This is a genomic window from Devosia sp. GW821-FHT12F11, assembly GCF_058806655.1.
On record NZ_JBXAPX010000002.1, the window covers coordinates 680,005 to 701,628 of the forward strand.

23 protein-coding genes and 1 other RNA gene are annotated in these 21,624 nt (G+C 65.8%); 11 read left to right on the forward strand and 13 right to left on the reverse strand.

Annotated elements, in window-relative coordinates:
• Positions 1-10: 10 nt before the first annotated feature.
• The 4 genes from dapE to AC1ROK_RS08875 are packed head-to-tail and all read left to right on the forward strand — an operon-like array spanning position 11 to position 2,854.
• Entirely contained in the window at positions 11-1,165 is a 1,155-nt protein-coding gene (dapE, locus tag AC1ROK_RS08860) for a succinyl-diaminopimelate desuccinylase (RefSeq protein WP_492845901.1), read from the forward strand.
• Complete coding sequence (locus tag AC1ROK_RS08865) at positions 1,162-1,713, forward strand: hypothetical protein (RefSeq protein ID WP_492845903.1); 552 nt, start codon at positions 1,162-1,164, stop codon at positions 1,711-1,713. Before dapE ends, AC1ROK_RS08865 begins: the two co-directional genes overlap by 4 nt.
• Positions 1,710-2,249: a hypothetical protein gene (locus AC1ROK_RS08870; RefSeq protein WP_492845905.1), complete on the forward strand. Its 540-nt coding sequence runs from the start codon at positions 1,710-1,712 to the stop codon at positions 2,247-2,249. Before AC1ROK_RS08865 ends, AC1ROK_RS08870 begins: the two co-directional genes overlap by 4 nt.
• On the forward strand, positions 2,249-2,854 hold the full coding sequence (locus tag AC1ROK_RS08875; protein WP_492845907.1) for a hypothetical protein: 606 nt from the start codon (positions 2,249-2,251) through the stop codon (positions 2,852-2,854). Before AC1ROK_RS08870 ends, AC1ROK_RS08875 begins: the two co-directional genes overlap by 1 nt.
• A gap of 72 nt (positions 2,855-2,926) precedes the next feature.
• On the opposite strand, the gene truA is transcribed toward AC1ROK_RS08875, so the two are convergent.
• From truA to def, 3 genes are all read right to left on the reverse strand, one after another.
• On the reverse strand, positions 2,927-3,664 hold the full coding sequence (gene truA / locus AC1ROK_RS08880; RefSeq protein WP_492845909.1) for a tRNA pseudouridine(38-40) synthase TruA: 738 nt from the start codon (positions 3,662-3,664) through the stop codon (positions 2,927-2,929).
• A gap of 134 nt (positions 3,665-3,798) precedes the next feature.
• Positions 3,799-4,719 (reverse strand): methionyl-tRNA formyltransferase, encoded by a 921-nt coding sequence (gene fmt, locus AC1ROK_RS08885; protein ID WP_492846385.1) that lies wholly within the window; start codon positions 4,717-4,719, stop codon positions 3,799-3,801.
• Positions 4,720-4,869: 150 nt separating this feature from the next.
• A complete protein-coding gene (gene def, locus AC1ROK_RS08890; RefSeq protein ID WP_492845911.1) occupies positions 4,870-5,391 on the reverse strand; it encodes a peptide deformylase in 522 nt (173 codons plus the stop codon).
• Positions 5,392-5,541: 150 nt separating this feature from the next.
• On the opposite strand from def, the gene AC1ROK_RS08895 reads away from it, so the two are divergent.
• Positions 5,542-6,720, forward strand: a complete 1,179-nt coding sequence (locus tag AC1ROK_RS08895; protein WP_492845913.1) for a DNA recombination protein RmuC — start codon at positions 5,542-5,544, stop codon at positions 6,718-6,720.
• A 76-nt stretch (positions 6,721-6,796) separates the two neighbouring features.
• On the opposite strand, the gene AC1ROK_RS08900 is transcribed toward AC1ROK_RS08895, so the two are convergent.
• Positions 6,797-9,199, reverse strand: a complete 2,403-nt coding sequence (locus tag AC1ROK_RS08900; protein WP_492845915.1) for a bifunctional diguanylate cyclase/phosphodiesterase — start codon at positions 9,197-9,199, stop codon at positions 6,797-6,799.
• A 184-nt stretch (positions 9,200-9,383) separates the two neighbouring features.
• Here AC1ROK_RS08900 and AC1ROK_RS08905 point away from each other — a divergent pair, with 184 nt between their 5' ends.
• Positions 9,384-9,842 carry a hypothetical protein gene (locus tag AC1ROK_RS08905; protein ID WP_492845917.1) on the forward strand — a complete coding sequence of 153 codons (459 nt, stop codon included), beginning with the start codon at positions 9,384-9,386 and terminating at the stop codon, positions 9,840-9,842.
• On the opposite strand, the gene recR is transcribed toward AC1ROK_RS08905, so the two are convergent.
• The 5 genes from recR to AC1ROK_RS08930 all read right to left on the reverse strand — a co-directional run bounded on the left by recR (position 9,839) and on the right by AC1ROK_RS08930 (position 13,231).
• Positions 9,839-10,432: a recombination mediator RecR gene (recR, locus tag AC1ROK_RS08910; protein ID WP_055877232.1), complete on the reverse strand. Its 594-nt coding sequence runs from the start codon at positions 10,430-10,432 to the stop codon at positions 9,839-9,841. The genes AC1ROK_RS08905 and recR overlap by 4 nt on opposite strands.
• A 194-nt stretch (positions 10,433-10,626) precedes the next feature.
• Entirely contained in the window at positions 10,627-10,947 is a 321-nt protein-coding gene (locus AC1ROK_RS08915) for a YbaB/EbfC family nucleoid-associated protein (RefSeq protein WP_492845920.1), read from the reverse strand.
• Positions 10,944-12,761, reverse strand: a complete 1,818-nt coding sequence (locus AC1ROK_RS08920; protein WP_492845922.1) for a DNA polymerase III subunit gamma/tau — start codon at positions 12,759-12,761, stop codon at positions 10,944-10,946. Before AC1ROK_RS08920 ends, AC1ROK_RS08915 begins: the two co-directional genes overlap by 4 nt.
• A gap of 82 nt (positions 12,762-12,843) precedes the next feature.
• An RNA gene (ffs, locus tag AC1ROK_RS08925) (signal recognition particle sRNA small type) lies at positions 12,844-12,941 on the reverse strand.
• A 53-nt stretch (positions 12,942-12,994) separates the two neighbouring features.
• Complete coding sequence (locus AC1ROK_RS08930; protein ID WP_492845924.1) at positions 12,995-13,231, reverse strand: hypothetical protein; 237 nt, start codon at positions 13,229-13,231, stop codon at positions 12,995-12,997.
• Between the two features lie 212 nt (positions 13,232-13,443).
• Between AC1ROK_RS08930 and AC1ROK_RS08935 the strand changes: the two genes are divergently transcribed.
• Together AC1ROK_RS08935 and AC1ROK_RS08940 are read left to right on the forward strand one after the other, a co-directional pair.
• Positions 13,444-13,839 (forward strand): hypothetical protein, encoded by a 396-nt coding sequence (locus tag AC1ROK_RS08935; protein WP_492845926.1) that lies wholly within the window; start codon positions 13,444-13,446, stop codon positions 13,837-13,839.
• Between the two features lie 144 nt (positions 13,840-13,983).
• Positions 13,984-14,205, forward strand: a complete 222-nt coding sequence (locus AC1ROK_RS08940) for a hypothetical protein (RefSeq protein ID WP_492845928.1) — start codon at positions 13,984-13,986, stop codon at positions 14,203-14,205.
• Positions 14,206-14,229: 24 nt separating this feature from the next.
• On the opposite strand, the gene AC1ROK_RS08945 is transcribed toward AC1ROK_RS08940, so the two are convergent.
• Positions 14,230-15,060 (reverse strand): prephenate dehydratase, encoded by an 831-nt coding sequence (locus AC1ROK_RS08945; RefSeq protein ID WP_492845930.1) that lies wholly within the window; start codon positions 15,058-15,060, stop codon positions 14,230-14,232.
• Positions 15,061-15,407: 347 nt separating this feature from the next.
• Between AC1ROK_RS08945 and AC1ROK_RS08950 the strand changes: the two genes are divergently transcribed.
• Positions 15,408-16,115, forward strand: coding sequence for a c-type cytochrome (locus tag AC1ROK_RS08950; protein WP_492845932.1), 708 nt, complete (start codon positions 15,408-15,410; stop codon positions 16,113-16,115).
• A gap of 72 nt (positions 16,116-16,187) precedes the next feature.
• A complete protein-coding gene (locus tag AC1ROK_RS08955) occupies positions 16,188-17,135 on the forward strand; it encodes a 2-hydroxyacid dehydrogenase (RefSeq protein WP_492845934.1) in 948 nt (315 codons plus the stop codon).
• A gap of 152 nt (positions 17,136-17,287) precedes the next feature.
• Here the strand turns inward: AC1ROK_RS08955 and AC1ROK_RS08960 are convergent, their stop codons facing one another.
• Positions 17,288-18,193, reverse strand: coding sequence for a GNAT family N-acetyltransferase (locus tag AC1ROK_RS08960; protein WP_492845936.1), 906 nt, complete (start codon positions 18,191-18,193; stop codon positions 17,288-17,290).
• Between the two features lie 44 nt (positions 18,194-18,237).
• Positions 18,238-19,581, reverse strand: coding sequence for a leucyl aminopeptidase family protein (locus AC1ROK_RS08965; protein WP_492845938.1), 1,344 nt, complete (start codon positions 19,579-19,581; stop codon positions 18,238-18,240).
• A 161-nt stretch (positions 19,582-19,742) separates the two neighbouring features.
• On the opposite strand from AC1ROK_RS08965, the gene AC1ROK_RS08970 reads away from it, so the two are divergent.
• Entirely contained in the window at positions 19,743-20,528 is a 786-nt protein-coding gene (locus tag AC1ROK_RS08970) for a tetratricopeptide repeat protein (protein ID WP_492845940.1), read from the forward strand.
• Between the two features lie 74 nt (positions 20,529-20,602).
• Here the strand turns inward: AC1ROK_RS08970 and AC1ROK_RS08975 are convergent, their stop codons facing one another.
• Entirely contained in the window at positions 20,603-21,616 is a 1,014-nt protein-coding gene (locus tag AC1ROK_RS08975) for a type II secretion system F family protein (protein ID WP_492845942.1), read from the reverse strand.
• Between the last annotated feature and the right edge of the window lie 8 nt (positions 21,617-21,624).

Below are 21,624 nucleotides of genomic sequence, written 5' to 3' on the forward strand. Positions count from 1 at the left end.
GGACGGGATAATGACACTCTCAGAGGGGCTTGACCCCGTCCAACTGCTCCAGGACCTGATCCGCCAGCCCTCGGTGACACCGGAACTGCACGGGGCATTCGACGTGCTCGAGGCGGCTTTGGCACCGTTGGGGTTCACCTGCGAGCGGGTGCGGTTCGACGGGGATGGGTCCTATCCGGTCGACAACCTGTTTGCGACGCGCGGTGTGAGCGGCAAGCACCTGCTGTTTGCCGGGCATACCGATGTGGTGCCGCCGGGGGACACCGCGGCATGGCGGCATGCGCCGTTCGCCGCCGAGATTGTCGACGGAACGATCTATGGGCGCGGCTCGGCGGACATGAAGTCGGGGATCGCGGCGTTCATCGCGGCGATCGCTCGGGCGCCGGAGGCCGGGCGCATCTCGCTCGCCATCACCAATGACGAGGAAGCGGACGCGGTGAATGGCACCGACAAGCTGATGGCCTGGGCCGAAGCCCGGGGGCACCGCTTCGACTTCGCCATCGTCGGCGAGCCGAGCGCCACGGCGCGGGTGGGTGACAGCATCAAGGTGGGGCGCCGCGGCTCGCTCAACGGGCAGATCCGGGTCACCGGCACGCAGGGGCATGTCGCCTATCCCGACAAGGCCAACAACCCGCTGCCGGTGGCGGCGTTGCTGATCGGGGCGCTGACCGGCAAGCTCGATGACGGCACCGAGCATTTTCCGCCCTCGAACCTCGAATTCACCTCGGCCGATGTCGGCAACGAGACCACCAATGTCATTCCCGCTGCCGTGCTGCTGCGCTTCAACGTGCGCTACAATGACCGCTGGACGCCGGAGAGCCTGATCGCGGCCATCGAAGAGGTGATCGGCAACCAGGATCTGCGCGGCTGCAGCGTGGAGTTTTCGGTGGTGGGGCGCCCGTCGCGTTCATTCCTCTCGCCCTTGGGTGGCGGGGTGGAGACGCTGATCGAAACCATCGCCCGTCGTACCGGCATTCCGCCGGAGCTTTCCACCGGCGGCGGCACGTCGGACGCGCGGTTCATTGCCGAATACTGCCCGGTGGTGGAGTTCGGCCTCCCCGGCCCGACCATGCACAAGATGGACGAGAACGTGCGCGTCAGCGATGTCGAGGAGCTGACGGCGCTCTATGCGCAGTTCATTGCCGACTATCTGGCGACCGAATGATGGCGACAGGCTTTCTCAGCGCTGTGGGCGTCGCAACGCAGGCCGCGTTCGGCCGGACGCCGGCGAACGACGCCGCGGCATCCGGCGTAAGCTGGACCCACGCGGTGACCGGCATCGTCGCGATGCTGTTGCTGCAGGCCGTGCTGCTGGTGGTGCCGTTTGCCGAAGCGCTGCCTGAGGCGCTTCGGGCAATCATCGATTTCGCGCTGCTGGCGCTGGTGATGACGGCAGTGCCTTACGTGGTGGTGGGTGGAGCGGGGCTGCTGCTCGACAAGCGCGACCGGCTGCCGGCGCTGTTCCTGTTCCTGGCGCTGGTGCTGGCGTTGAGCCAGCTGGTCGGCATTATCCTGGGGGCGTTTGGGGTCGGTGCCGGTACGGCGATGATCGGCATCCTCGGCTATTTCTCGGCGCGGGCCTCCAAGAGCCTGTTCGGCATCGGCTGGGGCGGCGCCATCCTGATCGGCACGCTGGTGGCGCTCGGCAGCTTCGCAGCGAGCTTCGTGCTGCTGGCGCTGCCCACCGGGCAGGCGATGCTGGCGGCGCCATGAACGCTTTCGGCGAGCTGTGGCGCGCCATTGTCGGCTGGCTTGACCTGTTGACCGCGCGCCCCGGCGCGGCGGAGAAATTCAACCTCACCGGCCTCGGCCTTATCAACGCCACCGGCTGTTTCTTTGCCGTGGTGCTGGCGCTGATCCTCATCGAGAGTTCGCTCAGCGGTTTTCCCGGCTGGGCAACGGTCGTCCTCAGCCTTGTCGCCAATGCCCTGCAGCTCGGCGTCGTATGGGTGGTGATCTGGCTGACGGCGCGGGTGTTTCGTACGCCGGTAGTAGCGATGGCGGTGCCGGCGACCTATGCGATGGCGTTCGTCCTCGGGGCGTCGCTGCCGCTGGCCTACCTCGGCGGATCGAACATCCTTACGGCGACGCTCGGGGTCATCGGCTTCATGCTGTTCCGCGTGGCGCGCGAGGTCGGCAAACTGCATCTCGGCATTTCCGTCGCGTTTGCCATTCTTTCCATTGCCGCGCTTGTCGCCACCCGAGTCGGGCTCTACATGCTGACCACCGGATTGAACGGGGTCGGCTAGTGCCTGAACGCAGCAACGATATCTGGAACGAGGTGGCCTCGGCCGCCCGCGGCGTTGTGGCGCTGGTCATTGGTGATCGCCGGGCCAACGGCTATTTCGACTTCTCCGATCGCGGGCTGGTCGGCAGCTTCATCGCCTTCCTGGTGGTGGCGCTGCTCAACACGGCGGTGCCGCTGCTGCTGGGCGTGCCTGGAACGAGCGGCACGGTGTTCCGGGCCATTGCCACGGTGATCATCGTGCTGGCGCTGCAGATCGGGGCGGCGGCGCTCGTGCTGCGCCAGCTGAAGCGGCCCGATGCGCTGGTGCCCTACATCGTGGTCGACAACTGGGCGACCTTTTACCTGACCATCGCCACGACGCTGCTCGGGCTGGTGGGCGCCGGCGGCGAGCTGATGTTCATCGCGACGGGCATCGTGATCATCATCATCATGATCAACATTGCCCGGCTGATCCTGACGCTGACACCGTGGCAGATCGCCTCGTTCCTCGTGGTGCAGTTGGTGAGCGGCGTGATTGCGCTGTTCGTGGTGAGCGCGGTGTTCCCGCTGTCGCCCGAGCAGTTGGCGGAGCTGACGGCAGGCGCGGGCGCGGCGACGGCCCCCTGAAGCGCTCTTGGAGCCATTGATTTTGTCGCGCTTTCGAACCGGAAAAGTCTGCAACCTTTCCTGAAAGCGCTCTTAGTAATCCACCCTGGTGAGGTAGAGCCCGTCGGGCGGGGCCAGCGGGCCGCAGCGGGCCCGATCACGCGCGTCCAAGGCGGCGCGGAAATCGCTTGGGCGCCACTTTCCATCGCCCACCAGCTTCAGTGAACCGACCATCGAGCGCACCTGGCTGTGGAGGAAGCTCCGCGCCTTGGCGGTGACGACGATCATCTCGGCCTGCCGCGACACGGTGAAGATATCCAGAGTGCGATCGGGCGATTTGGCCTGGCACTCGGCCGCGCGGAAGGTGGTGAAGTCGTGCTTGCCGAGGATCAGTTGCGCTGCCGCGTGCATCGCGTCGGTATCGAGTGGCACTGGCACATGCCAGACGCGGCCGGCGTCGAGCCCGGGACGCGCGCGGCGGTTAAGGATGCGGTACTCGTAGTGCCGGGCGATGGCCGAGAAGCGGGCCTCGAAGCTCTCGTCGACGCGATCGGCAGTGAGGATCGCCACCGGGTGGGGCTTGGTGTGAAAGTTCAACGCCTCGCGGACCTTGAACGGATCCCAGTCGCGCTCGAGGTCGAAATGCACCACCTGGCCGAGCGCATGCACGCCCGCGTCGGTGCGGCCAGCTGCCTGGGTGACGACACTCTCGCCCGAGAACCGCTCGATCGCCTCCTCAAGCAGCTGCTGCACCGAGAGATCGTGTGCCTGCCGCTGCCAGCCGCAGAAGGGGCGCCCGTCATATTCGATGCTGAGGCGGTAGCGGGGCATCAGGATATGAGCCCCATCCACCGGGTCATTCCCGCGAAAGCGGGAACCTCCGTTTGCGGTGCCGGCAAAGAAAACAGAGGTCCCCGCTTTCGCGGGGATGACACTGAGTGCCTGGAAACGACGGCGTGCACCCTCTAGCCCGCCCGCTCCGGCAGCGCCCCTGCGCCACGGAGGAACGTCGCCGCGTCCATGGCGCCCTTGCCTTCGCGCTGCACCATGGTGAGGCGCACGGCGCCCGTGCCGCAGGCAATGGTCAGATCGGGGAGGATGCTGCCCGGGGCGCCCTGCCCGGCGACCAGCGTCGAGCGCAGCGCCTTGATGCGGGTGGGCGTACCGTTGAGTTCAAGTTCGAACCAGGCGCCGGGGAACGGCGAGAGGCCGCGGATCAGGTTGTGCACCTCGCTCGCCGGCTTGCTCCAATCGATGCGCGCTTCCGCCTTGTCGATCTTGCTGGCGTAGGTAACGCCCACTTCCGGCTGCGGGGTGAAGTGCAGGCTGCCGCGCTCGAGCGCGGCGAGAGCGCGGCCCATCAGGTCGGCGCCGACCAGCATCATCCGGTCATGCAGCTCGCCCGAGGTCGTGTCGGGCCCAATTGGCATTTCCTCGATCAGGCCGACGGCGCCGGTATCGAGGCCCTCATCCATCTGCATCACCATGATGCCGGTACGCTCGTCGCCCGCCATCACCGCGCGCTGGATCGGCGCTGCGCCGCGCCAGCGCGGCAGGAGCGAACCGTGGAGGTTGAGGCAGCCAAGCCGCGGCGCTTCGAGGATCGGCTTGGGCAGGATCAGGCCATAGGCGACGACCACCGCCACATCGGCATCGAGCGAGGCGAACACCTCCTGCTCGGGCGCCTGCCTGAGGCTGCGCGGGGTGAAGACCGGAATGCCGAAGCCCTCGGCCGCCTCATGCACCGGCGACTTGCGCTCGGCCTGGCCTCGGCCCGCCGGCTTTGGCGCACGCGTGTAGACCGCAACCACTTCGTGGCCGGTCGAAACGATTTCGGTGAGGGTTGGCACGGCGAACTCCGGCGTGCCCATGAAGATGATTTTCAGTGGAGGAGCTCCTCTTCTTTCCCTCTCCCCTTGAGGGAGAGGGTGCCCGAAGGGCGGGTGAGGGGAAGTTCAGCCAAACGGCCCCTCATCCGTCTCGCTGCGCTCGCCACCTTCTCCCTCAAGGGGAGAAGGAAGAGGGCTTCGCCCTGGTCAGCCCGCCTTCTTGGCCAGGCGCTCGGCCTTCTGGAACTTCTTCAGCACGCGGTCGCGCTTCAGCCGGCTCAGGTAGTCGATATAGAGCACACCATCGAGGTGATCGAGCTCGTGCTGGACGCAGACCGCGAGGCGGTCCTTGGCGTCGAGTTCGACCTCCTTGCCGTCGAGATCGGTGTAACGCACGGTCACCTCGGCCGGGCGCTCGACGTCGTAGTAGAGCTCGGGGATGGAGAGGCAACCTTCCTCGGTGGTGACAGTCTCGTCGGAGTACTTGAGGATCTCCGGGTTCACCATCACCAGCGGGGTGGGCTCCTCGCCTTCCTTGGCGAGGTCCATCACGACGATGCGCTTCAGCTCACCGATCTGCGGCGCGGCGAGGCCAATGCCCGGCGCGTCGTACATGGTTTCGAGCATGTCCTTGGCGAGCTGCTTGATGCCATCGTCGATCTTCTCGATCGGCTCTGCAATGGCGCGCAGGCGCTCGTCGGGCAGGATCAGGATGGGGCGCTTGGCCATGAACGTGCAGTCCTTCATCGGGGGTTGCCGCTGAATATGGTATTTCCCGGGCGCCGGTCAACGGCCAGCCGGTTTACGCTCTGTTTACCCCAATTGCGGCGCCGAAGAACAATGCAGGAACAACGGCGTCGAATCGTGTAGGCTGAAGCGATGGATCGAGTGCTCTTCGTCATCGCCGACTTTCCCATCACGCTTGAAATCGCCGCCTACGCGGCTGTGGGAGTCGTCGCAACCCTGCTGGTGGCGCTGCTCGTCGTGGTGATCAGGCAATCGCGCGCCCGGGCGGAAGAGGCAGCGCAGCGGGCCGAGGAGGCGGCGGCGGCGCAGCTCAAGGCGCAGGAGACCGAGCGCTACATCGCCGACATGTTGCGCGTGCAGTCGGAGATGACCGGCCGGATGCAGACGATGAGCGAGATTTTCGGCTCGCGCACCTCGGACCTGGCACGGCTGGTAAACGAACGGCTCGACAGCCAGGGCCAGCGCATCGGCGCGGTGATGCAGGAAAGCAACGTCAAGACCAACGAGAGCCTCGCCAAGCTACAGGAGCGGCTGGCGGTGATCGATCGGGCGCAATCCAACATCACCCAGCTCAGCCAGAACGTGGTGTCACTGCAGTCGATCCTCGCCAACAAGCAGACGCGCGGCGCGTTCGGCCAGGGCCGGATGGAAGCGATCATCGGCGACGGGCTGGCGCAGAATGCCTACGCCTTCCAGGCGACGCTGTCGAACGGCAGCCGGCCCGATGCATTGGTCTATATGCCGAACGGCGCGCCCTCGCTGGTGATCGACGCCAAGTTCCCGCTGGAGAGCTGGCAAGGCTTTTCAGCTGCCGGTGACGGCGAGGACCCGCGTTTCGCGGCCAGCCGGTTCCGCACCGACATGGGCGTTCATATCAAGGCCATCTCGGAAAAGTACCTGATCGCCGGGGAGACCGCCGACACGGCATTCCTGTTCGTGCCGTCGGAATCGATCTTTGCGGACCTGCATGAACATTTCGAGGATGTGGTGCAGCGGGCGCTCAAGGCGCGCATCGTCATCGTCTCGCCGTCGATCCTGATGCTTTCGATCCAGGTGGTGCAAGCGCTGCTGCGCGACGTGAAGATGCGCGAAGAGGCCTATCGCATCCAGACCGAAGTGCGGGCGCTGCTCGCCGATGTCGGCCGACTGGACGAGCGGGTGCGGAAGCTCCAGACCCACTTCACCCAGGCCGCCGGAGATATCGGCGACATCGTCACCTCGTCCTCCAAGATCGTAAAGCGCGGCGAGCGCATCGAGGCGATGGAGTTCGACGAAGCACGACCCGAGCCGCAGCGGCTCGCCGGCGAATAGTGCGCCCCCGGCGAACGAAGCGGTGCGGGCTGCCCACTGCCCCTCGCACCGCCAGGCTATAGTCTCCCGCCCCCTTCTAGCTGGCGAGGGCCTGCAACGGCGTTGGCAGCGTGCTGTCGAGCAGCTTGGTCCTGCCCTCGGTGAGCGCCGCAAAGGTTCGGATGTCTTCCGGGCGGCTCAGCAGATAGCCCTGCGCCGTCTGGCAGACCTCGCTCTTCAGGAACGCCAGCTCCTCGGCCCGTTCAACGCCTTCGGCGACGACCGGAACGTTCAAGCCGCTGCCCAGACCCAGCACCGCCCGCACGATGGCGGCCGACTGATCGTTATTGTCGACGGCGCGGATGAAGGACTGGTCGACCTTGATCTTCGAAAACGGAAAGGCGCGGAGGTTCGCCAGCGACGAATAGCCGGTGCCGAAATCGTCCATGGCGATGCGGACGCCGAGCGCCCGGATCTGCCTGAGGGTCGTCACCGCCCGCATCATGTCGCGGATCAACGCCGTTTCGGTGATCTCCACCTCGAGCCGGGCCGGCGACAGGCCGGTGCTGATCAGCACCTCATGCACGGTCTGCGCGAAGGTGGGCGAGTGCACCTGCACCGCAGAGACATTGACCGCTACCGAAAGCGGCGATTTCCAGCGCGCGGCTTCGCTGGCAGCGGCACGCAGCACCCACTCGCCGATCTGCAGGATCAGCCCGCTTTCCTCGGCCACCGGCACGAACACCGACGGCGGAATCTCGCCGCGTTCCGGATGCTTCCAACGGACCAGTGCCTCAAAGCCGGTGACTTCGCCCGACTGGATATCGACCTGCGGCTGGTAGACCAGGCGCAACTGGTTGCGCGACACCGCGTGGCGCAGGTCGTGCTCGAGCATGCGACGGTCCCGCACCTCGGCGCCCATGGCGTTCTCGAAGAAGCGATAGATGCCGCGTCCATCCTGCTTGGCGCGATAGAGCGCCGTGTCGGCATGGGTCATCAGCTGTTCTGCGGTATCGGCATTGTCGGGGAACAGTGCGATGCCGATCGAAGCCGAAATCAGCGCGCCGCCGGTCGACTGCTCGTTGTTGCGGCGGAAGGCGTCGAGAATCTGCTCGGAAATGCGACCGGCGCGAGCCGGCGTGCCGATGTCCCCAAGCAGCACCGCGAACTCGTCGCCGCCGAGGCGGGCGGCGTCGCCGACACCCTCGATGGCGCCGAGCAGCGCCTGGCCGACGCGCTGCAGCAGGGCGTCACCGGCGGCGTGACCGAAGAGATCGTTGACCTCCTTGAAGCGATCAAGGTCGAGGCAGAGCACGGCGAAGCTCTGCTCATGGCGTCGGGCGTGGCTGATCTCGTCCTCGAGCTTGCGCGAGAAACTCACCCGGTTGGGAAGGCCCGTCAGTGCATCATGATGGGCAAGGAAACGGATGTGCTGCTCGGCCTGCTTGCGGGCCGAGAGATCGCGAATGGCGATCGCCTGATGCGGCTGTCCGGCGAAATCCACCTGGCGGAGGATGACCTCGGCCGGCACAGCGCCGAAGCCGGTTTTCAGGTCGGCCTCGACCGCAATACTGGGCCGCTCGATCAGCATGGAGCAGACGGTCGAACCGAGGAATTCCGAAAGTTGCCGGCCGCTGACCGAGGCCTGCGGCAGGTCGACCATGGAGAGGAAGCTCTGGTTGGCGGTGACGATTTCGCCATCGCGCACCACCAGGAGGCCCTCCACCGCCGCATCGGCGAGCCCGCGCATGCGGTCACTCTCGGCGAGGGTGCGGCGACGATCGAGCAGATCGAGATAGGAACCGCCAAGCGCAAACACCAGGATCATCACCGAGACCAGCGCGACGACGATCGACAGCCATTGCGGCGTCTGGTCTTCGGCGGAGACGACGGGAAAGCAGTTCTCCAGCCCTGCCGCGCCCATGGCGGTGAAATGCATGGCGCAGATGGCGAGCGTGAGCAGGATAGTGGCGCGGATGCGGTGGCGCAGCGTGTGCCCGTTCACGGCGAAGTAGATAGAAGCCCCGGCAAGGGCGACGCCGAGCATCACCGACACGACGACGAGCGGCGAAGCCCAGACGATGCCGCCGCCGATCAGCAGCGAGGCCATGCCGGTATAGTGCATCGAGGCGATGCCGATGCCGATGATGGCGCCGCCGAGCACCGCATCGGAGCTGCGGGTCCCCAGTGCGGCGAACCACAGGCCGCCGCCGACGATCATGATGGCGATGCCGAGAGAAACCAGCGTCAGCGGCAGGTCGTAGCCGACGGGCATGCCGGCATGAAATGAGAGCATGGCGACGAAATGCGTCGCCCAGATGCCGAAGCCGACGGAGAAGGCGGCGACTGCCAGCCAGACCCGTTGCATGGCGCCGACAGTGCGGCGGGCGTGATTGAGCAGGGTGATGCCGGCAAAAGCGGAGAGCGCACAGACCAAAGCCGCCAGGGCCACCAGGCGGAGGTCGTGTTGCTCGAAGAGCGTAGTCAGTACGGTTTGCAAGATGGCGCGTCCTTCTGGAGCCAATCCGACTGCTCTCGGCTTCCAGTGGTGAAAGGAGTCTTGTGCCGGGACCTGTGACTTGTACTTAACCGCTCACGTCTGGAGACGGCGTAAATGGAGGCTTAAGATATCCCCTGAACCCGTCGATGGGTGTGTGCGTTAGTGCTCATTGAGGGAGGCGCCGATGATCTCGAACCACTTCCGCGGACTGATTGCCGAAGACACTCCGGCCGGCAATGACGGCGATACGCCTGGCTTCGCCCAGCCGGTAAGTCAGACTGAGATCGAAGAACTGCTCTATGGCGACGACTGGCCGGCAGGGGAACGGCTGGCCCGGCTGCTGTCGATCCGCGATGAACTCAGCAACCTCGAGGCCACGGATTTCGGCGACGACGATCCGCGCACCCTGATCGGCGCCATCGACGAAGCGGTCGCCCAGCTCAACGGGCTCGCCGGCGAGGGCATGGACCCGACCTCGGTCGACCACGATCCGGCGGCGCATCGCGAGACGCTGTCCCCCGATTCCGACGAACTGGAAGCGATCGAGGCGGCGGACGAAGCCTCGCTCGAGGACGAGCCCGAAAGCGCCATCGACAAGGGCCAGTGGATCGACGGCGACGGGCTCGACCGGGACGAGGGCTAGAGCGCGGTGCGCGCCTTCAGCGCCTGGCTGAGCGTGCCTTCATCGAGATAGTCGAGTTCGCCGCCAACCGGCACGCCATGCGCCAGGCGCGTAATCTTGACGCCGCTGGGGGCAAGCCGGTCGGTGATGTAGTGGGCCGTGGTCTGGCCTTCCACGGTGGCGTTGACGGCGAGGACGATCTCCGAGAACTCCGGGGCGCGGCGCAGCAAGGCATCGATCGACAGGTCGTCCGGGCCGACGCCGTCGAGCGGTGAGAGGACGCCGCCGAGCACGTGATACTTCACCGCCCCCACTCCGGCGCGCTCCAGCGCCCAGAGGTCGGCAACATCTTCGACCACGATCAACAGGCCGTTGTCGCGGCGCGGATCGGCGCAGATGTGGCAGGGCGAACGGGTATCGACGTTGCCGCAGGTCTCACACACCGTCACTGCCGCGACGGCGCGATCGAGCGCTGCCGACAGCGGGATCATCAGCTGTTCCTTCTTCTTGATCAGCTGCAGCACGGCGCGCCGGGCCGAGCGCGGCCCAAGCCCCGGCAAGCGCGCCAAGAGCAGGATCAGCTGTTCAATCTCGGGTCCGCCATTGGCCATCAGAGGTTCTTCCTTCCCTCTCCCCTTGAGGGAGAGGGTGGCGCGAAGCGCCGGGTGAGGGGCAGAATCGCTCCTCGCTGTCGCCCGGATCGCGCATCGCAAGCGACGCGATACCCCTCATCCGCCCTGCGGGCACCTTCTCCTTCAAGGGGAGAAGGAAAAGGCGCGTGAGAGGCTGTTTGGAGCACGATCCGCTAAAACGGAAACTTCATGCCCGGGGGCAGCGGCAAGCCCGCCGTCATTTCCTGCATCTTGGCGTTCATCTCGTATTCGGCCTTGCCCTTGGCATCGTTGTGGGCGGCGAGGATCAGGTCCTCGAGCACCGAGATGTCGTCGGAGACGAGGCTGGGGTCGATCTTCAACCCTTTCATCTCGCCTTTGCCATTGAGCGTCACCACCACGAGACCGCCGCCGGAGCGGCCCTCGACGGTCATCTCGGCGACCTTGTTCTGGAACTCCTCCATCCGCCCCTTCATCTCCTGGGCGGCCTTCATCATTCCCATCAGGTCTTTCATTCGTCGTCTTCCTCATCGCTGTCGCGGTTCATCATGTCCGCGTAGGCTTCGATCGGGATCTCTTCGTGCTTTATCCGCGGCGGCAGCAGCTTCGCCCCCGGGAAGGTATCAAGGATGGCCTGCACCAGCGGATCCTCGTGCGCCTGTTGCCGCACAACCTCCTGCCGCTCCTCGCGCTGCTCGCGCATGGTCGGCACGTGCTGTGCGTCATTCTTGAGGGTGATCATCCACTGCCGGTTGGTCCACAGCTTGAGCTTGGCGCTGAGGGTCTGGATGATTCCCGGATCGGAATTGGGGACCAGCGCCACCTCGAGCCGGCCATCGCCGATGGAGACCGGGCGGAGCGAGCTTTCAAGGGCGTGCTTGACGATCAGGTCGCGCTTCTCGCCGGCCAGCGCCACCAGGTCGGCATAGCTGCGCGGGTTGGCGAAGACCTGCGACGTTGCCTGGGGGATAGCCTGGGGCGCCGATTGCGGCATGACCTGCGGCGTCGGCGCGGCATCGAAGCGCGGCGCCACTTCGGGCTGGTACTGGCGGGCGGCGGACGGTCCGCCGCCACCACCGCCGCCATTGCCGCGCGCCACCGGAGCCGGTTGCGGCTGTGCCGGAGGCGGCAGGTTGCCGAGTTTGGCGATCAGCTCGTCCGGAGTCGGCAGGTCCGACGCATAGGCGAGGCGGACCAACACCATTTCGGCGGCCTGCAGCGCATTGCCTGCCTGCTGCACCTCGTCATACCCCTTGAACAGGATCTGCCAAGTGCGGCTCAGCGCGCGCATGCCGAGCTTTTGCGCCAACTGGGCGCCGCGGGTGCGCTCGTCCGGGGTCAGCGACACGTCATCGGCGGCAGCCGGGACCACCTTGATGCGGGTGACCAGGTGGGTGAAATCGCAGAGGTCGGCGATGATGGTCTGCGGGTCGGCGCCGGCGTCGTAGAGCTCGCGCAGGTTGGTGAGCGCATCACCGATGCGGCCGGCCATCAGCGCCTCGAACAGGTCGATGGTGCGGGCGCGATCGCCGAGGCCGAGCATGGCCTTGACGGTTGCTGTCGTCACCTTGCCGTCGCCATGACTGATCGCCTGGTCGAGCAGCGACTGGTTATCGCGCACCGAGCCCTCGCCGGCGCGCACGATCATCGCCAGCGCCTCGGGCTCGTAACCGATGTTTTCGCGGGCAAGCAGGTCGATGAGGTGGGCGGTCATCGTCTCGGGCGGCACGCGGCGCAGATCGAAACGCATGCAGCGCGACAGGATGGTGACGGGGACTTTGCGGATCTCGGTGGTGGCGAAGATGAACTTCACATAGGGCGGCGGCTCTTCGAGCGTCTTCAGCAGACCGTTGAAGGCGGCCGTCGAGAGCATGTGCACTTCGTCGATGATGTAGACCTTGTAGGGCGCCGAGACGGGGCCGTACTTCACCGAGTCGATGATCTCGCGGATATCGTTGATGCCGGTGTTGGAGGCGGCGTCCATCTCGACCACATCGACGTGGCGGCCTTCGATAATGGCGCGGTCGTGAATGCCTTCCTTGTCGAAATCGAGCGTCGGATGGCGGCCGGTCTCGTCCTCGTAGTTGAAGGCGCGGGCGAGGATGCGGGCCGTGGTGGTCTTGCCCACACCGCGGACCCCGGTGAGGATGAAGGCGTGGTGGATGCGGCCCGACTTGAAGGCGTTGCGCAGCGTCTGCACCATCGCGTCCTGACCGATGAGCTGGGCAAAGCTCAGCGGCCGGTACTTGCGCGCCAGCACCAGATAGGGCGACTTCGCCGATTGAGCGGCGGGCGCAGGGGGATCGTCGGGGAACATTCCGTCAGCCATGGCAGAGCATATAGCGAGCGCGGGCGCAGATCGCAAAAGCTCATGCCATCAAAGCGGCGGTGCCCGGCCAGAAAGATGTGGGAAGTAGGAGGCTGGCAACGACCCGTGAAGGTCTCGTTGGGGCTGCTACCTTCCGGTCCTGACCCGGTTGGCGAGGAACACGTCCGCACCAACCTCCCGTCGCCTATATGGAAGAGGATCGCGGCAAACGCAAGGCCGCGCGCCGGCAGTTTTCACGGGGCGGTGCCGGGTGCGCAGGGCCCTGGCGTCGCTGCTTTGCCGCCGGCGAATCCTACCTGCCGCGCCGCCGCACAGTCGCCACCGCCCTCATGAGCGATCAAGTCGTCGATCGTCGTGTCGTCGAGGCCGAGGTCGCGCCGGAACTCGGGGCTCATCTCGGCGATCCGATGCATGGCGACACGGACGCGCCGCCTCCGCCACCAGGCCTGAAGCCAGCGGGGGGCTTTCACGACCGTGCGTCCACGCAACCGAGGGAGCTCGTCGTGTTCATTTCGATCTCGATCTCGTTATGCTCGCCGCAGCGAGGCGGAGCCCCCCGCAGGCGTCACCATGGCGAAGCACGAGGACCGCCGCTCCCTCCGATCGGAGGGGCCATTGCACACGATGCAACCGACGCGCCCCGGCCACCGTTATTGCGCTGGTGTGAAGCGTGGAGGCGGTGATGATCGCCAAAGGCAGCAATGACGAAGCCGAGGCGCGGCGCCATATTGCGCTGCTGCAGGGCATGATCCGGCACTGGAACGTCATCGCCGACGAATACCGCGATGCGGCGCGTGGCCGGGCTCAGGTCAGTGCCCAGATGCAGCGAGAAGCCGACCGCACGCACCAGCGCATCGGCGAAGCACTCGAGCTCTGCGACCGGCTGATCGACAACCTGCCCCCCGGCCACGAGATGCGCCGCGACCTGTTTCAGATCGACTGGGCGCTGGAAGCGCTGAGCGAGAGCATTGCGATTTCGGCCGAACAGATGGGACCGCGGATCGAAGCCAGCCAGAACGTCGCCGGGCTCAAGTACCTGCTGAGCGCATTGAAGCAGGACGCCGGGCTCGGGGCTTAGGGCACCCGGACCTGATACTCCCCGTCGCCGGTGGAGGTGGCCAAGCCACGGAAAGCCCCTGTCCTACCCTGAACGCATCCCTCAGACCTTGTTAACAAACTCGGGCGCATTCTAAGGACTTCACGAGCCTGAAGGAGGCTTGTCATGCTGAAGTCAGTCCGCGTTCCCCTCGAACTCATCGCGCTCAGCCAGATGCAGCGCGCCACCATCCGCGAAGTCGGCGCGCCGCTCTACCTGCCGGCATTCGAACACCAGATCCTAGAGGCGGAAGCCCGTCGCGAAGACGACAAGGCCGACGATCTCGACTGGGGCGTAGCAGCCGGTGGCCTTACCATCGGCGCCGACGAGGACGACGACTTCTACTGACGCCGCCGTCCCCGGGCGAGTACATCAGCTCGCGGATGCGGCCTTGTAGACGCCCAGCACGTGGAAGTGGTCGGTGAAGAACTTCAGCTCCTCGAAAGCGAGCTGCACCGAGCGATCCGACGGATGCCCCTCGATATCGGCGTAGAACTGGGTGGCGGTGAACGAGCCGTCGAGCATGTAGCTCTCGAGCTTGGTCATGTTGACGCCATTGGTGGCAAAGCCACCCATGGCCTTGTAAAGCGCCGCCGGCACGTTGCGGACGCGGAAGACGAAGGTGGTCTTCACCTTGCCCGCATCCGGCGCCGGTTCCTCAGCCTGTTTCGAAACCACCAGGAAGCGCGTGGTGTTGTGCGCCGCATCCTCGATGTTCTGGGCGAGAACGCTCAACCCATAGACCTCGGCGGCGAACAGCGAGGCAATGGCACCGACCGACTTGTCGCCCTTTTCGGCGATTTCGCGGGCCGAGCCGGCGGTATCGACGCCGTTGATGGTCCTGAGCTTGTGCTTGGCAATGAACTTGCGGCACTGGCCGAGCGCCACGGAAAGCGATTGCACCGCCTTGATGTCAGCGAGGGTGGCGCCCGGCACGCCGAGCAGGTTCATCTCGACGCGCAGGAAGTGCTCGCCGGTGATGAACAGGCCACTCTTGGGGAGCAGGTGATAGATGTCGGTGATGCGGCCATAGAGCGAGTTCTCCACCGGCACGACGCCGAACTCGGCATCGCCGTTCTGCACCGCTGCAATGGTATCCTCGAAGGTGATGCAGGGCAGCGCCTCGTCGCTCGGAAACAGCGCATGTGCCGCCGCATGGCTGAAGGCGCCGGGCTCACCCTGGAACGCGATCTTTCTGGACATGTGCTGGAGCTCCGTAATCGAAATGCGCGCCTTAATGCGACCCGGTGCGAGCCAAGTCAATGTTGAGGGAAACCATCCTGTTTGCATAGGAGCAGGATGGCGTGCGGTTGCATCGCACTTCTGCTGCAAGTGCTTGTTTTGTCGCGAGATCGAACCGGAAAGGTCTGCAGCCTTTCCTGATCTCGCCCTGTTGTCGCAGTGCGCTTCTGCCCCGTTGCACCACAGGTGGGGACAGACTATCTTCCGCCCGCGTCGGGACAGGGCTTGAAGCGCCGGGGTTGGCCAGCTATGGCCTATCGCTGTTCCGCCGTTCATCAAACCGGCGTCAAAGGCTAAAGATACCCGCGATGGATTCGTTCGAACTCAACAAGATCATTGGCGCCGTTCTCGGTACCCTCCTGTTCGTCATGGGCGTGGGGTTCCTGGCAGAGGCCATCTACCACCCGATCGAAGGTCGCGGGCCGGGCCTGACCCTGGCCGAGGCAGAGGCTCCCGGCGAGCATGGCGCCGGCCCCGCCGAGCCGGAAGCGCCGGCCGTGCCGCTGGGCGTGCTGCTGGCCAGCGCCGATGCGACCGCCGGCCAGGCTTCGGTGAAGAAGTGCTCGAGCTGCCACAATTTCGGCGAGGGCGAATCCAACAAGACCGGCCCGCTGCTTTACGGCGTCGTCGGCCGCGTCGAAGGCAGCCACGAGGGCTTTGCCTATTCGGACGGCATGCTGGCCCACAAGGCCAATGGCGATACCTGGACCTACGAGAACCTCGATGCGTTCCTGACCTCGCCCAAGACCTACACCCCGGGCACCAAGATGAGCTTTGCGGGCGTCAAGGATCCGGCGGAGCGCGCCAACATCCTCGCCTACCTGCAGACGCTGTCGCCGACGCCGGTGCCGTTCCCGGCTCCGGAGGCCGCGCCGGCGGCTGAAGGCGCGGCCCCAGCCGAGGGCGCTGCTGCTCCGGCCGAAGGCGCCGCCGCACCTGCGGCCGAGACCGCTCCTGCGGCTGAAGCTCCGGCTGCCGAGGCGCCGGCCGCAGAAGCGCCGGCTGCCAGCCATTGATCCTCGACTGAGGTCTGTTTGATTTCGAGCCGCGCCATTGGTGCGGCTCGTTTGTTTTTGGGGAGACGACCGATGACCTTGCTGCTGCACCTCGCCGATTTCAACGAGCGGCGCTGGGCCGATGGCTTTGCCGCCGCCCTGCCCGGCCGCAAGGTGGTGACCCGCGCCGACAGCTATGATCCGGACGAGGTGGAGTACATCTTCATCTGGAAGCCGAAGCCGAATGCGTTCGAGGGGCTCCATAATCTCAAGGCGATCCTGTCGCTGGGCGCTGGCGTCGATGCATTGCTGCGCAACCCGTCACGGCCCAAGGATGTGCCGATCGCCCGGTTCATGGACGAGGACCTGACGCAGCGGATGAGCGACTATGTCGTCTCGCAGGTGACCATGCACCAGCGGCTGATGACGCGCTTCAAGCGCGACCAGGCGAAAAAGCAGTGGCGGCAGCTCTACCCGGCGCCGGCCTGGGACGCGACTGTCGGCATCATGGGCCTGGGGGCGCTGGGGCTCGATGCGATTCGGCACCTCAAGGTGTTCGGCTACAAGCTGAGGGGCTGGAGCCGGACCGCCAAGCAGGTCGAGGGCGTCGAGGTGTTCACCGGTCCCGAGCAGTTCGAGGCGTTCCTCTCGGGCACCGACATCCTCGTCAACCTGTTGCCGCTGACTCCGGAGACGCAAGGCATCCTCAACTACGACACGTTCAGTAAGCTGAAACGCGGCGGCATCGATAACGAGGGCCCGGTAGTGATCAACGCGGCGCGCGGCGGGCACCAGAAGGAAGCCGATATCGTTCGGGCGCTGGGTGACGGCACACTGAAGGCGGCAAGCCTCGACGTGTTCGAAGTCGAGCCGCTGCCGCAGGAATCGCCGCTGTGGGAGATGGACAGTGTCTACATCACCCCGCACATCGCCGCCGCCTCGAGCGAGCGTACGGGCGTCGCGTACTTCTCCAAGGTGATCAAGGACCACGAAGCAGGCCTGCCGCTGCCCAACGTGATCGACTTCGGGCGGGGCTACTGAGGGGGGCACTGCCTTCCCGCCTTCGCCACCCACACCGGCGTCATCTCCGCGAAAGCGGGGACCTCCGTTTGCGATGGTGCAGCCCTGCCAGACAGAGGTTCCCGCTTTCGCGGGAATGACCCGGTGGTTGGCGGAGTGAGGTTCGCGCCCCGCTAGAGCTTCAGCTCCCAGTACTCGCCGACAAGGTCCTTACCGAAGCTGTGGTGCGGTTTGCTCTCGGTGAGGGTGAAGCCGGCGGCGGCGTAGAGTTTTCGCGCCGCAATGAGACTGGCCTGGGTCCACAGGCGGATCTTCGCATAGCGCCTGTCGCGGGCGAAGCGGACGACCTGGTCGACGAGGAGCTTGCCCACCCCCAGGCCGCGCGCGTCGGGCTCGACATAGAGCAGGCGCAGTTGCGCCACGCCCTGCCCGGCATCGACGACGAACACCGAACCGATGATCTTGCCATCGCGTTCGGCGATCCAGCAGCTATCGGTCGCCGGGTCGAACTCCGCGAGGAACTTGCCGCCGATCTCGGCTGCCAGCGATTCGTAGCTGCCATCCCAGCCGAACTCGCCGGCGTAGATCTGGGCCTGCCGGGCGACGACATGCGCGACGTCGCCGATGCGGTGCGGCCTGAGGACGATGGAGGCGCCGCTATCGTCGCCATCGAGGATGCGGACGATGGTCTGCATGGCGGAGACCAGCTCGCGTCGTTCGGTTTCGGATAAGGGCGCAATCAGCTCGGCAATGGCGCCATCGGCCGCGGCCTCGACACGAGCTGCAGCCTTGTCGCCGTCTGTGGTGAGCGCCAGCTGGTTGCGGCGCCGATCCGAGACGCTGGGCGATACCGCCACCAGCCCTTCGGCGACGAACTTCTGCAGCAAGCGGCTCAGATAGGCCGGGTCGACCCCCATGGACCGCGCAAGGTTGGCGCCGTTGGTATGGCCGGCCGCAGCAAGCTCATAGAACAGCCGGCTCTCGGCCGGGCTGTAATCGGTCTTCGAGTAATGTTCATCGAACAGCCCCAGCCAGCGCGCGAAGGCGCGGTTGAAGCGGCGAATCTCGGCAATCTGCATCGCATCCATAATGAATGGGATAGGCACCGATATCGTTGATCTTGTCAACTATATCGGTGCTTGAGGTAGCCGTAGACGGCGCGGATGCCCTGATCGGTGCCACCGAAGGGCCGGCCTGGCCTGGCCTCGGGGGCCCAACCGTAGATATCGAGGTGCACCCAGGCCTTGGCCTGTTTGACGAAGCGCTTGAGAAACAGAGCCGCGGTGATCGAGCCGGCGAAGGCGCTGGCGCCTGCATTGTTCACATCGGCGATCTTGGAGGAAATCATCGCATCGTAGGGAGCCCAGAGCGGCATCTGCCAGAGCGGATCGTCGGAGATTGCACCGGCCGCCATCAGGTCGCGGGCCAGTGCGTCATCGGTAGCGTAGAGCGGCGGCAGGTCGGGACCGAGCGCCGAGCGGGCAGCGCCGGTGAGCGTCGCCATGTCGACGATGAGCTCCGGGCCCTCCTCGTCGGCCAGCGCCAGCGCGTCGCCGAGGATCAGCCGGCCCTCGGCATCGGTGTTGCCGATCTCGACGGTCGAGCCGTTGCGGGCTCTGAGGATGTCGCCGGGACGGAAGGCCGGACCGGAGATAGCGTTTTCGACGATCGGGATCAGCACCCGCAGCCGCACACGCAGCCCGGCATCGATAATGGCGTGGGCGAGGCCGAGCACGTTGGCGGCGCCGCCCATGTCCTTTTTCATCAGCAGCATGCCGGCCGACGGCTTGATGTCGAGACCGCCGGTATCGAAGGTGACGCCCTTGCCGACCAGCGTTACCTTGGGATCCTTCGCCTTGCCCCAGGTGAATTCGACCAGCCGGGGCGCTTCGGCGGCGGCACGGCCGACCGCGTGGATCATCGGGAAGTTCTGCTTCAGCAGCTCATCGCCGGCGATCACTTTCACGTCCAGCTTGTGGCGCTTGCAGAAGGCCCGGATCTCCTTTTCGAACGCCTCCGGACCGAGTTCGTTGGCCGGCGTGTTGATCAGGTCGCGCGCCAGGTAGGCAGCCTCGGCCAGGCGGTCGACCTCCGCCGCATCGGCGCCCTCGACCGGCTCCAGCAGCACCGGGTCGCGTGGCTTGCGATAGCGGTCGAAACGATAGGCGCCGAGGCGGAAGGCGAGCGCGGCGAGCGTGGGATCGCCGAAGCTGCCGGCGAGCTTGTACTTGCCGGGCTCCAACGCCGCAGCGGCCTGCCCGAGGATCAACGCCGGGCGATCAGCGGCTTTGCCGAGCCCGAACAGGTGACCACCGAGCGCACCGCCCTCCCCCGGCAGCGCCAGGAGACGTCCGCGCTGGCCGGTGAAACCGTTGGCCTTGGCCCATTGCAGGTCGGCCGCCGTCAGGGTGGCGGGCAACATATCCTGCTCCACGGCGATGAGCGGCAGCGACTTCGACTTGGCCATTTGGCGGATCCGTAGCGAGGGCGAGAGGCATTGCTTACGCCGCGGTCGCAGCTGAGGCAACGGTTCGGAAGCGCACCTTAACCCCCTATTAGGGTTAATCAATTATTGCTGCTTTGTGGGCTCGGGAATTGCCAGTTGCAAAGCCCCAAGGGAAGTGTTTCGTGTCGCTCCGCCTGATCCAGAACGAACTCAAGCCATTGCGCGCCCTGCTGTTTGCGAGTGTGGCTGCCCTGGCGCTTTCCGCCTGCGCTTCAAACCCGATGACCACCGGCAGCATCGGCGGCGACCAGGCCGGCCAGCCGATGGACAGAAAGCAGCAGGCGCTGGCGCAGCTCGCCGCGCATTACAAGAAGTCGCCAGGCGACCGCTCGGCGATTATCTATTACGCTGCGGCACTAAGGGCGAATGGCCAGAACGAGCAGGCGGTGGCGGTGCTCGAAAGCGGCGTCGCCAAATTCCGCGACGACCCCGAAATCCTCACTGGCTACGCCAAGGCGCTGGCCGCGGCCGGACGCTTCGAGCAGGCGCTCAACGTGGTCGAGCGGGCGATCAACCCCACCTCGCCGGACTGGAACGCGCTGATGGTGAAAGGCGCGATCCTCGACCAGAGCGGCCGCAACCAGGAAGCCCGTCTGGCTTACGGCCAGGCGCTGAAGATTGCGCCCGATCAGGCGTCGCTGCACGCCAATCTCGGCCTCTCCTACTCGATGACCAACGAGCTCGACAAAGCCGAGGCGGAGCTGCGCATCGCGGTGAAGCTGCGCGGCGCCAACAGCCAGATCCGACAGAACCTCGCACTGGTCGTCGGGTTGCAGGGGCGGTTCGACGAAAGCCGAGCGCTGTTCGCGGCGGAGCTGCCAGCCGACCGGGTAGAAGCCAACATGAGCTATATCCGGGCGCTGCTGACGCAGCAGAATCGCTGGGATGCAGTGAAGAACTCCGGGTGAGCGGTCGTCCACGCCGACACATGCAAAGGGCGCCGTAACGGGCGCCCTTCTTGTTTCTGGCATCCAGCGTCGGCTCAGCCGCCGCCGTTGATGAAGCTGTTCGAGAAGACGCGGATCATGGCCGGAGACAGGATGACGATGAACAGCACCGGCAGGAAGAACACGATCAGCGGCACGGTGAGCTTGGGCGGCAGGGAGGCGGCCTTCTTTTCGGCCTCCATCATGCGGGCTTCGCGGCCTTCCTCGGCCATGACGCGGAGGGCGGAGCCGACGGAGGTACCGTAGCGCTCGGTCTGGATCAGCGCCTGCATCACCGACTTGACGTTGTCGAGGCCGGTGCGACGGCCCAGGTTTTCGAAGGCGCGGGTGCGGTCCTCGAGAAAGGCGAGCTCGGCGGTGGTGAGCGTCATCTCCTCGGAGAGCTCGATGCTCTGGGCGCCGATCTCCTTGGCAACGCGCTTCAGCGCGTGCTCCACCGACATGCCGGCTTCGACGCAGAGCAGTATCAGGTCAAGCGCGTCGGGCCAGGAGCGCTTGATCGATTGCTGGCGCTTGATGGTCTGGTTCCTGAGCAGGATGTTTGGCAGGAAGGAGCCGATCAGCCCGATGCCCAGCGCGTAGACGGCGTTCAGCCAGAGCGGCTTGTCGGTAAACGCGACGAGGCCGAGATAGGCAAAAGCGATGACAAAAAGCACCACCGGCGTCACGAAACGCAGGAACAGATAGGTGGTCATCGCTGCCTGCCCGCGGTAGCCGGCGCGGGCCAGCTTCTCTGCGGTGTTGTCGTCCAGGAATGCCTTTTCGAGCGAGAAGCGCTCGACGACGTTCTTCATGTAATCGCGGCCGGCGGCCTGGCGGATGGTCCGTGTCTGCTGCTCGGCGCCGCCGCCATTGCCGCGCAGGCGGGCCATTTCCTCAGCCCGCATCTTTTCGCGCTCGAGCGCTACGCGGCGGATGCGCTGGCGCATCTGCGAGCCGCCGGAAAAGAAGGTGGCGCCGATCGAGAACACCACGGCAGCGGCCGCCACTGCGGCCAGCACTGCGACCAGGAACTGCGTGTTGGTCAGCGTCGCGACGAGATTTTCCATCGCCGGCC

Excerpts from the sequence above, each read along its gene's own strand:
- dapE (WP_492845901.1), top strand. The coding sequence starts at position 11 with ATGACACTCTCAGAGGGGCTTGACCCCGTCCAACTGCTCCAGGACCTG.
- AC1ROK_RS08865 (WP_492845903.1), top strand. The coding sequence starts at position 1,162 with ATGATGGCGACAGGCTTTCTCAGCGCTGTGGGCGTCGCAACGCAGGCC.
- AC1ROK_RS08870 (WP_492845905.1), top strand. The coding sequence starts at position 1,710 with ATGAACGCTTTCGGCGAGCTGTGGCGCGCCATTGTCGGCTGGCTTGAC.
- truA (WP_492845909.1), bottom strand. The coding sequence starts at position 3,664 with ATGCCCCGCTACCGCCTCAGCATCGAATATGACGGGCGCCCCTTCTGC.
- def (WP_492845911.1), bottom strand. The coding sequence starts at position 5,391 with ATGGCCAAGCGCCCCATCCTGATCCTGCCCGACGAGCGCCTGCGCGCC.
- AC1ROK_RS08895 (WP_492845913.1), top strand. The coding sequence starts at position 5,542 with ATGGATCGAGTGCTCTTCGTCATCGCCGACTTTCCCATCACGCTTGAA.
- AC1ROK_RS08905 (WP_492845917.1), top strand. The coding sequence starts at position 9,384 with ATGATCTCGAACCACTTCCGCGGACTGATTGCCGAAGACACTCCGGCC.
- recR (WP_055877232.1), bottom strand. The coding sequence starts at position 10,432 with ATGGCCAATGGCGGACCCGAGATTGAACAGCTGATCCTGCTCTTGGCG.
- AC1ROK_RS08915 (WP_492845920.1), bottom strand. The coding sequence starts at position 10,947 with ATGAAAGACCTGATGGGAATGATGAAGGCCGCCCAGGAGATGAAGGGG.
- AC1ROK_RS08920 (WP_492845922.1), bottom strand. The coding sequence starts at position 12,761 with ATGGCTGACGGAATGTTCCCCGACGATCCCCCTGCGCCCGCCGCTCAA.
- AC1ROK_RS08935 (WP_492845926.1), top strand. The coding sequence starts at position 13,444 with ATGATCGCCAAAGGCAGCAATGACGAAGCCGAGGCGCGGCGCCATATT.
- AC1ROK_RS08940 (WP_492845928.1), top strand. The coding sequence starts at position 13,984 with ATGCTGAAGTCAGTCCGCGTTCCCCTCGAACTCATCGCGCTCAGCCAG.
- AC1ROK_RS08945 (WP_492845930.1), bottom strand. The coding sequence starts at position 15,060 with ATGTCCAGAAAGATCGCGTTCCAGGGTGAGCCCGGCGCCTTCAGCCAT.
- AC1ROK_RS08950 (WP_492845932.1), top strand. The coding sequence starts at position 15,408 with ATGGATTCGTTCGAACTCAACAAGATCATTGGCGCCGTTCTCGGTACC.
- AC1ROK_RS08955 (WP_492845934.1), top strand. The coding sequence starts at position 16,188 with ATGACCTTGCTGCTGCACCTCGCCGATTTCAACGAGCGGCGCTGGGCC.
- AC1ROK_RS08960 (WP_492845936.1), bottom strand. The coding sequence starts at position 18,193 with ATGCAGATTGCCGAGATTCGCCGCTTCAACCGCGCCTTCGCGCGCTGG.
- AC1ROK_RS08965 (WP_492845938.1), bottom strand. The coding sequence starts at position 19,581 with ATGGCCAAGTCGAAGTCGCTGCCGCTCATCGCCGTGGAGCAGGATATG.
- AC1ROK_RS08975 (WP_492845942.1), bottom strand. The coding sequence starts at position 21,616 with ATGGAAAATCTCGTCGCGACGCTGACCAACACGCAGTTCCTGGTCGCA.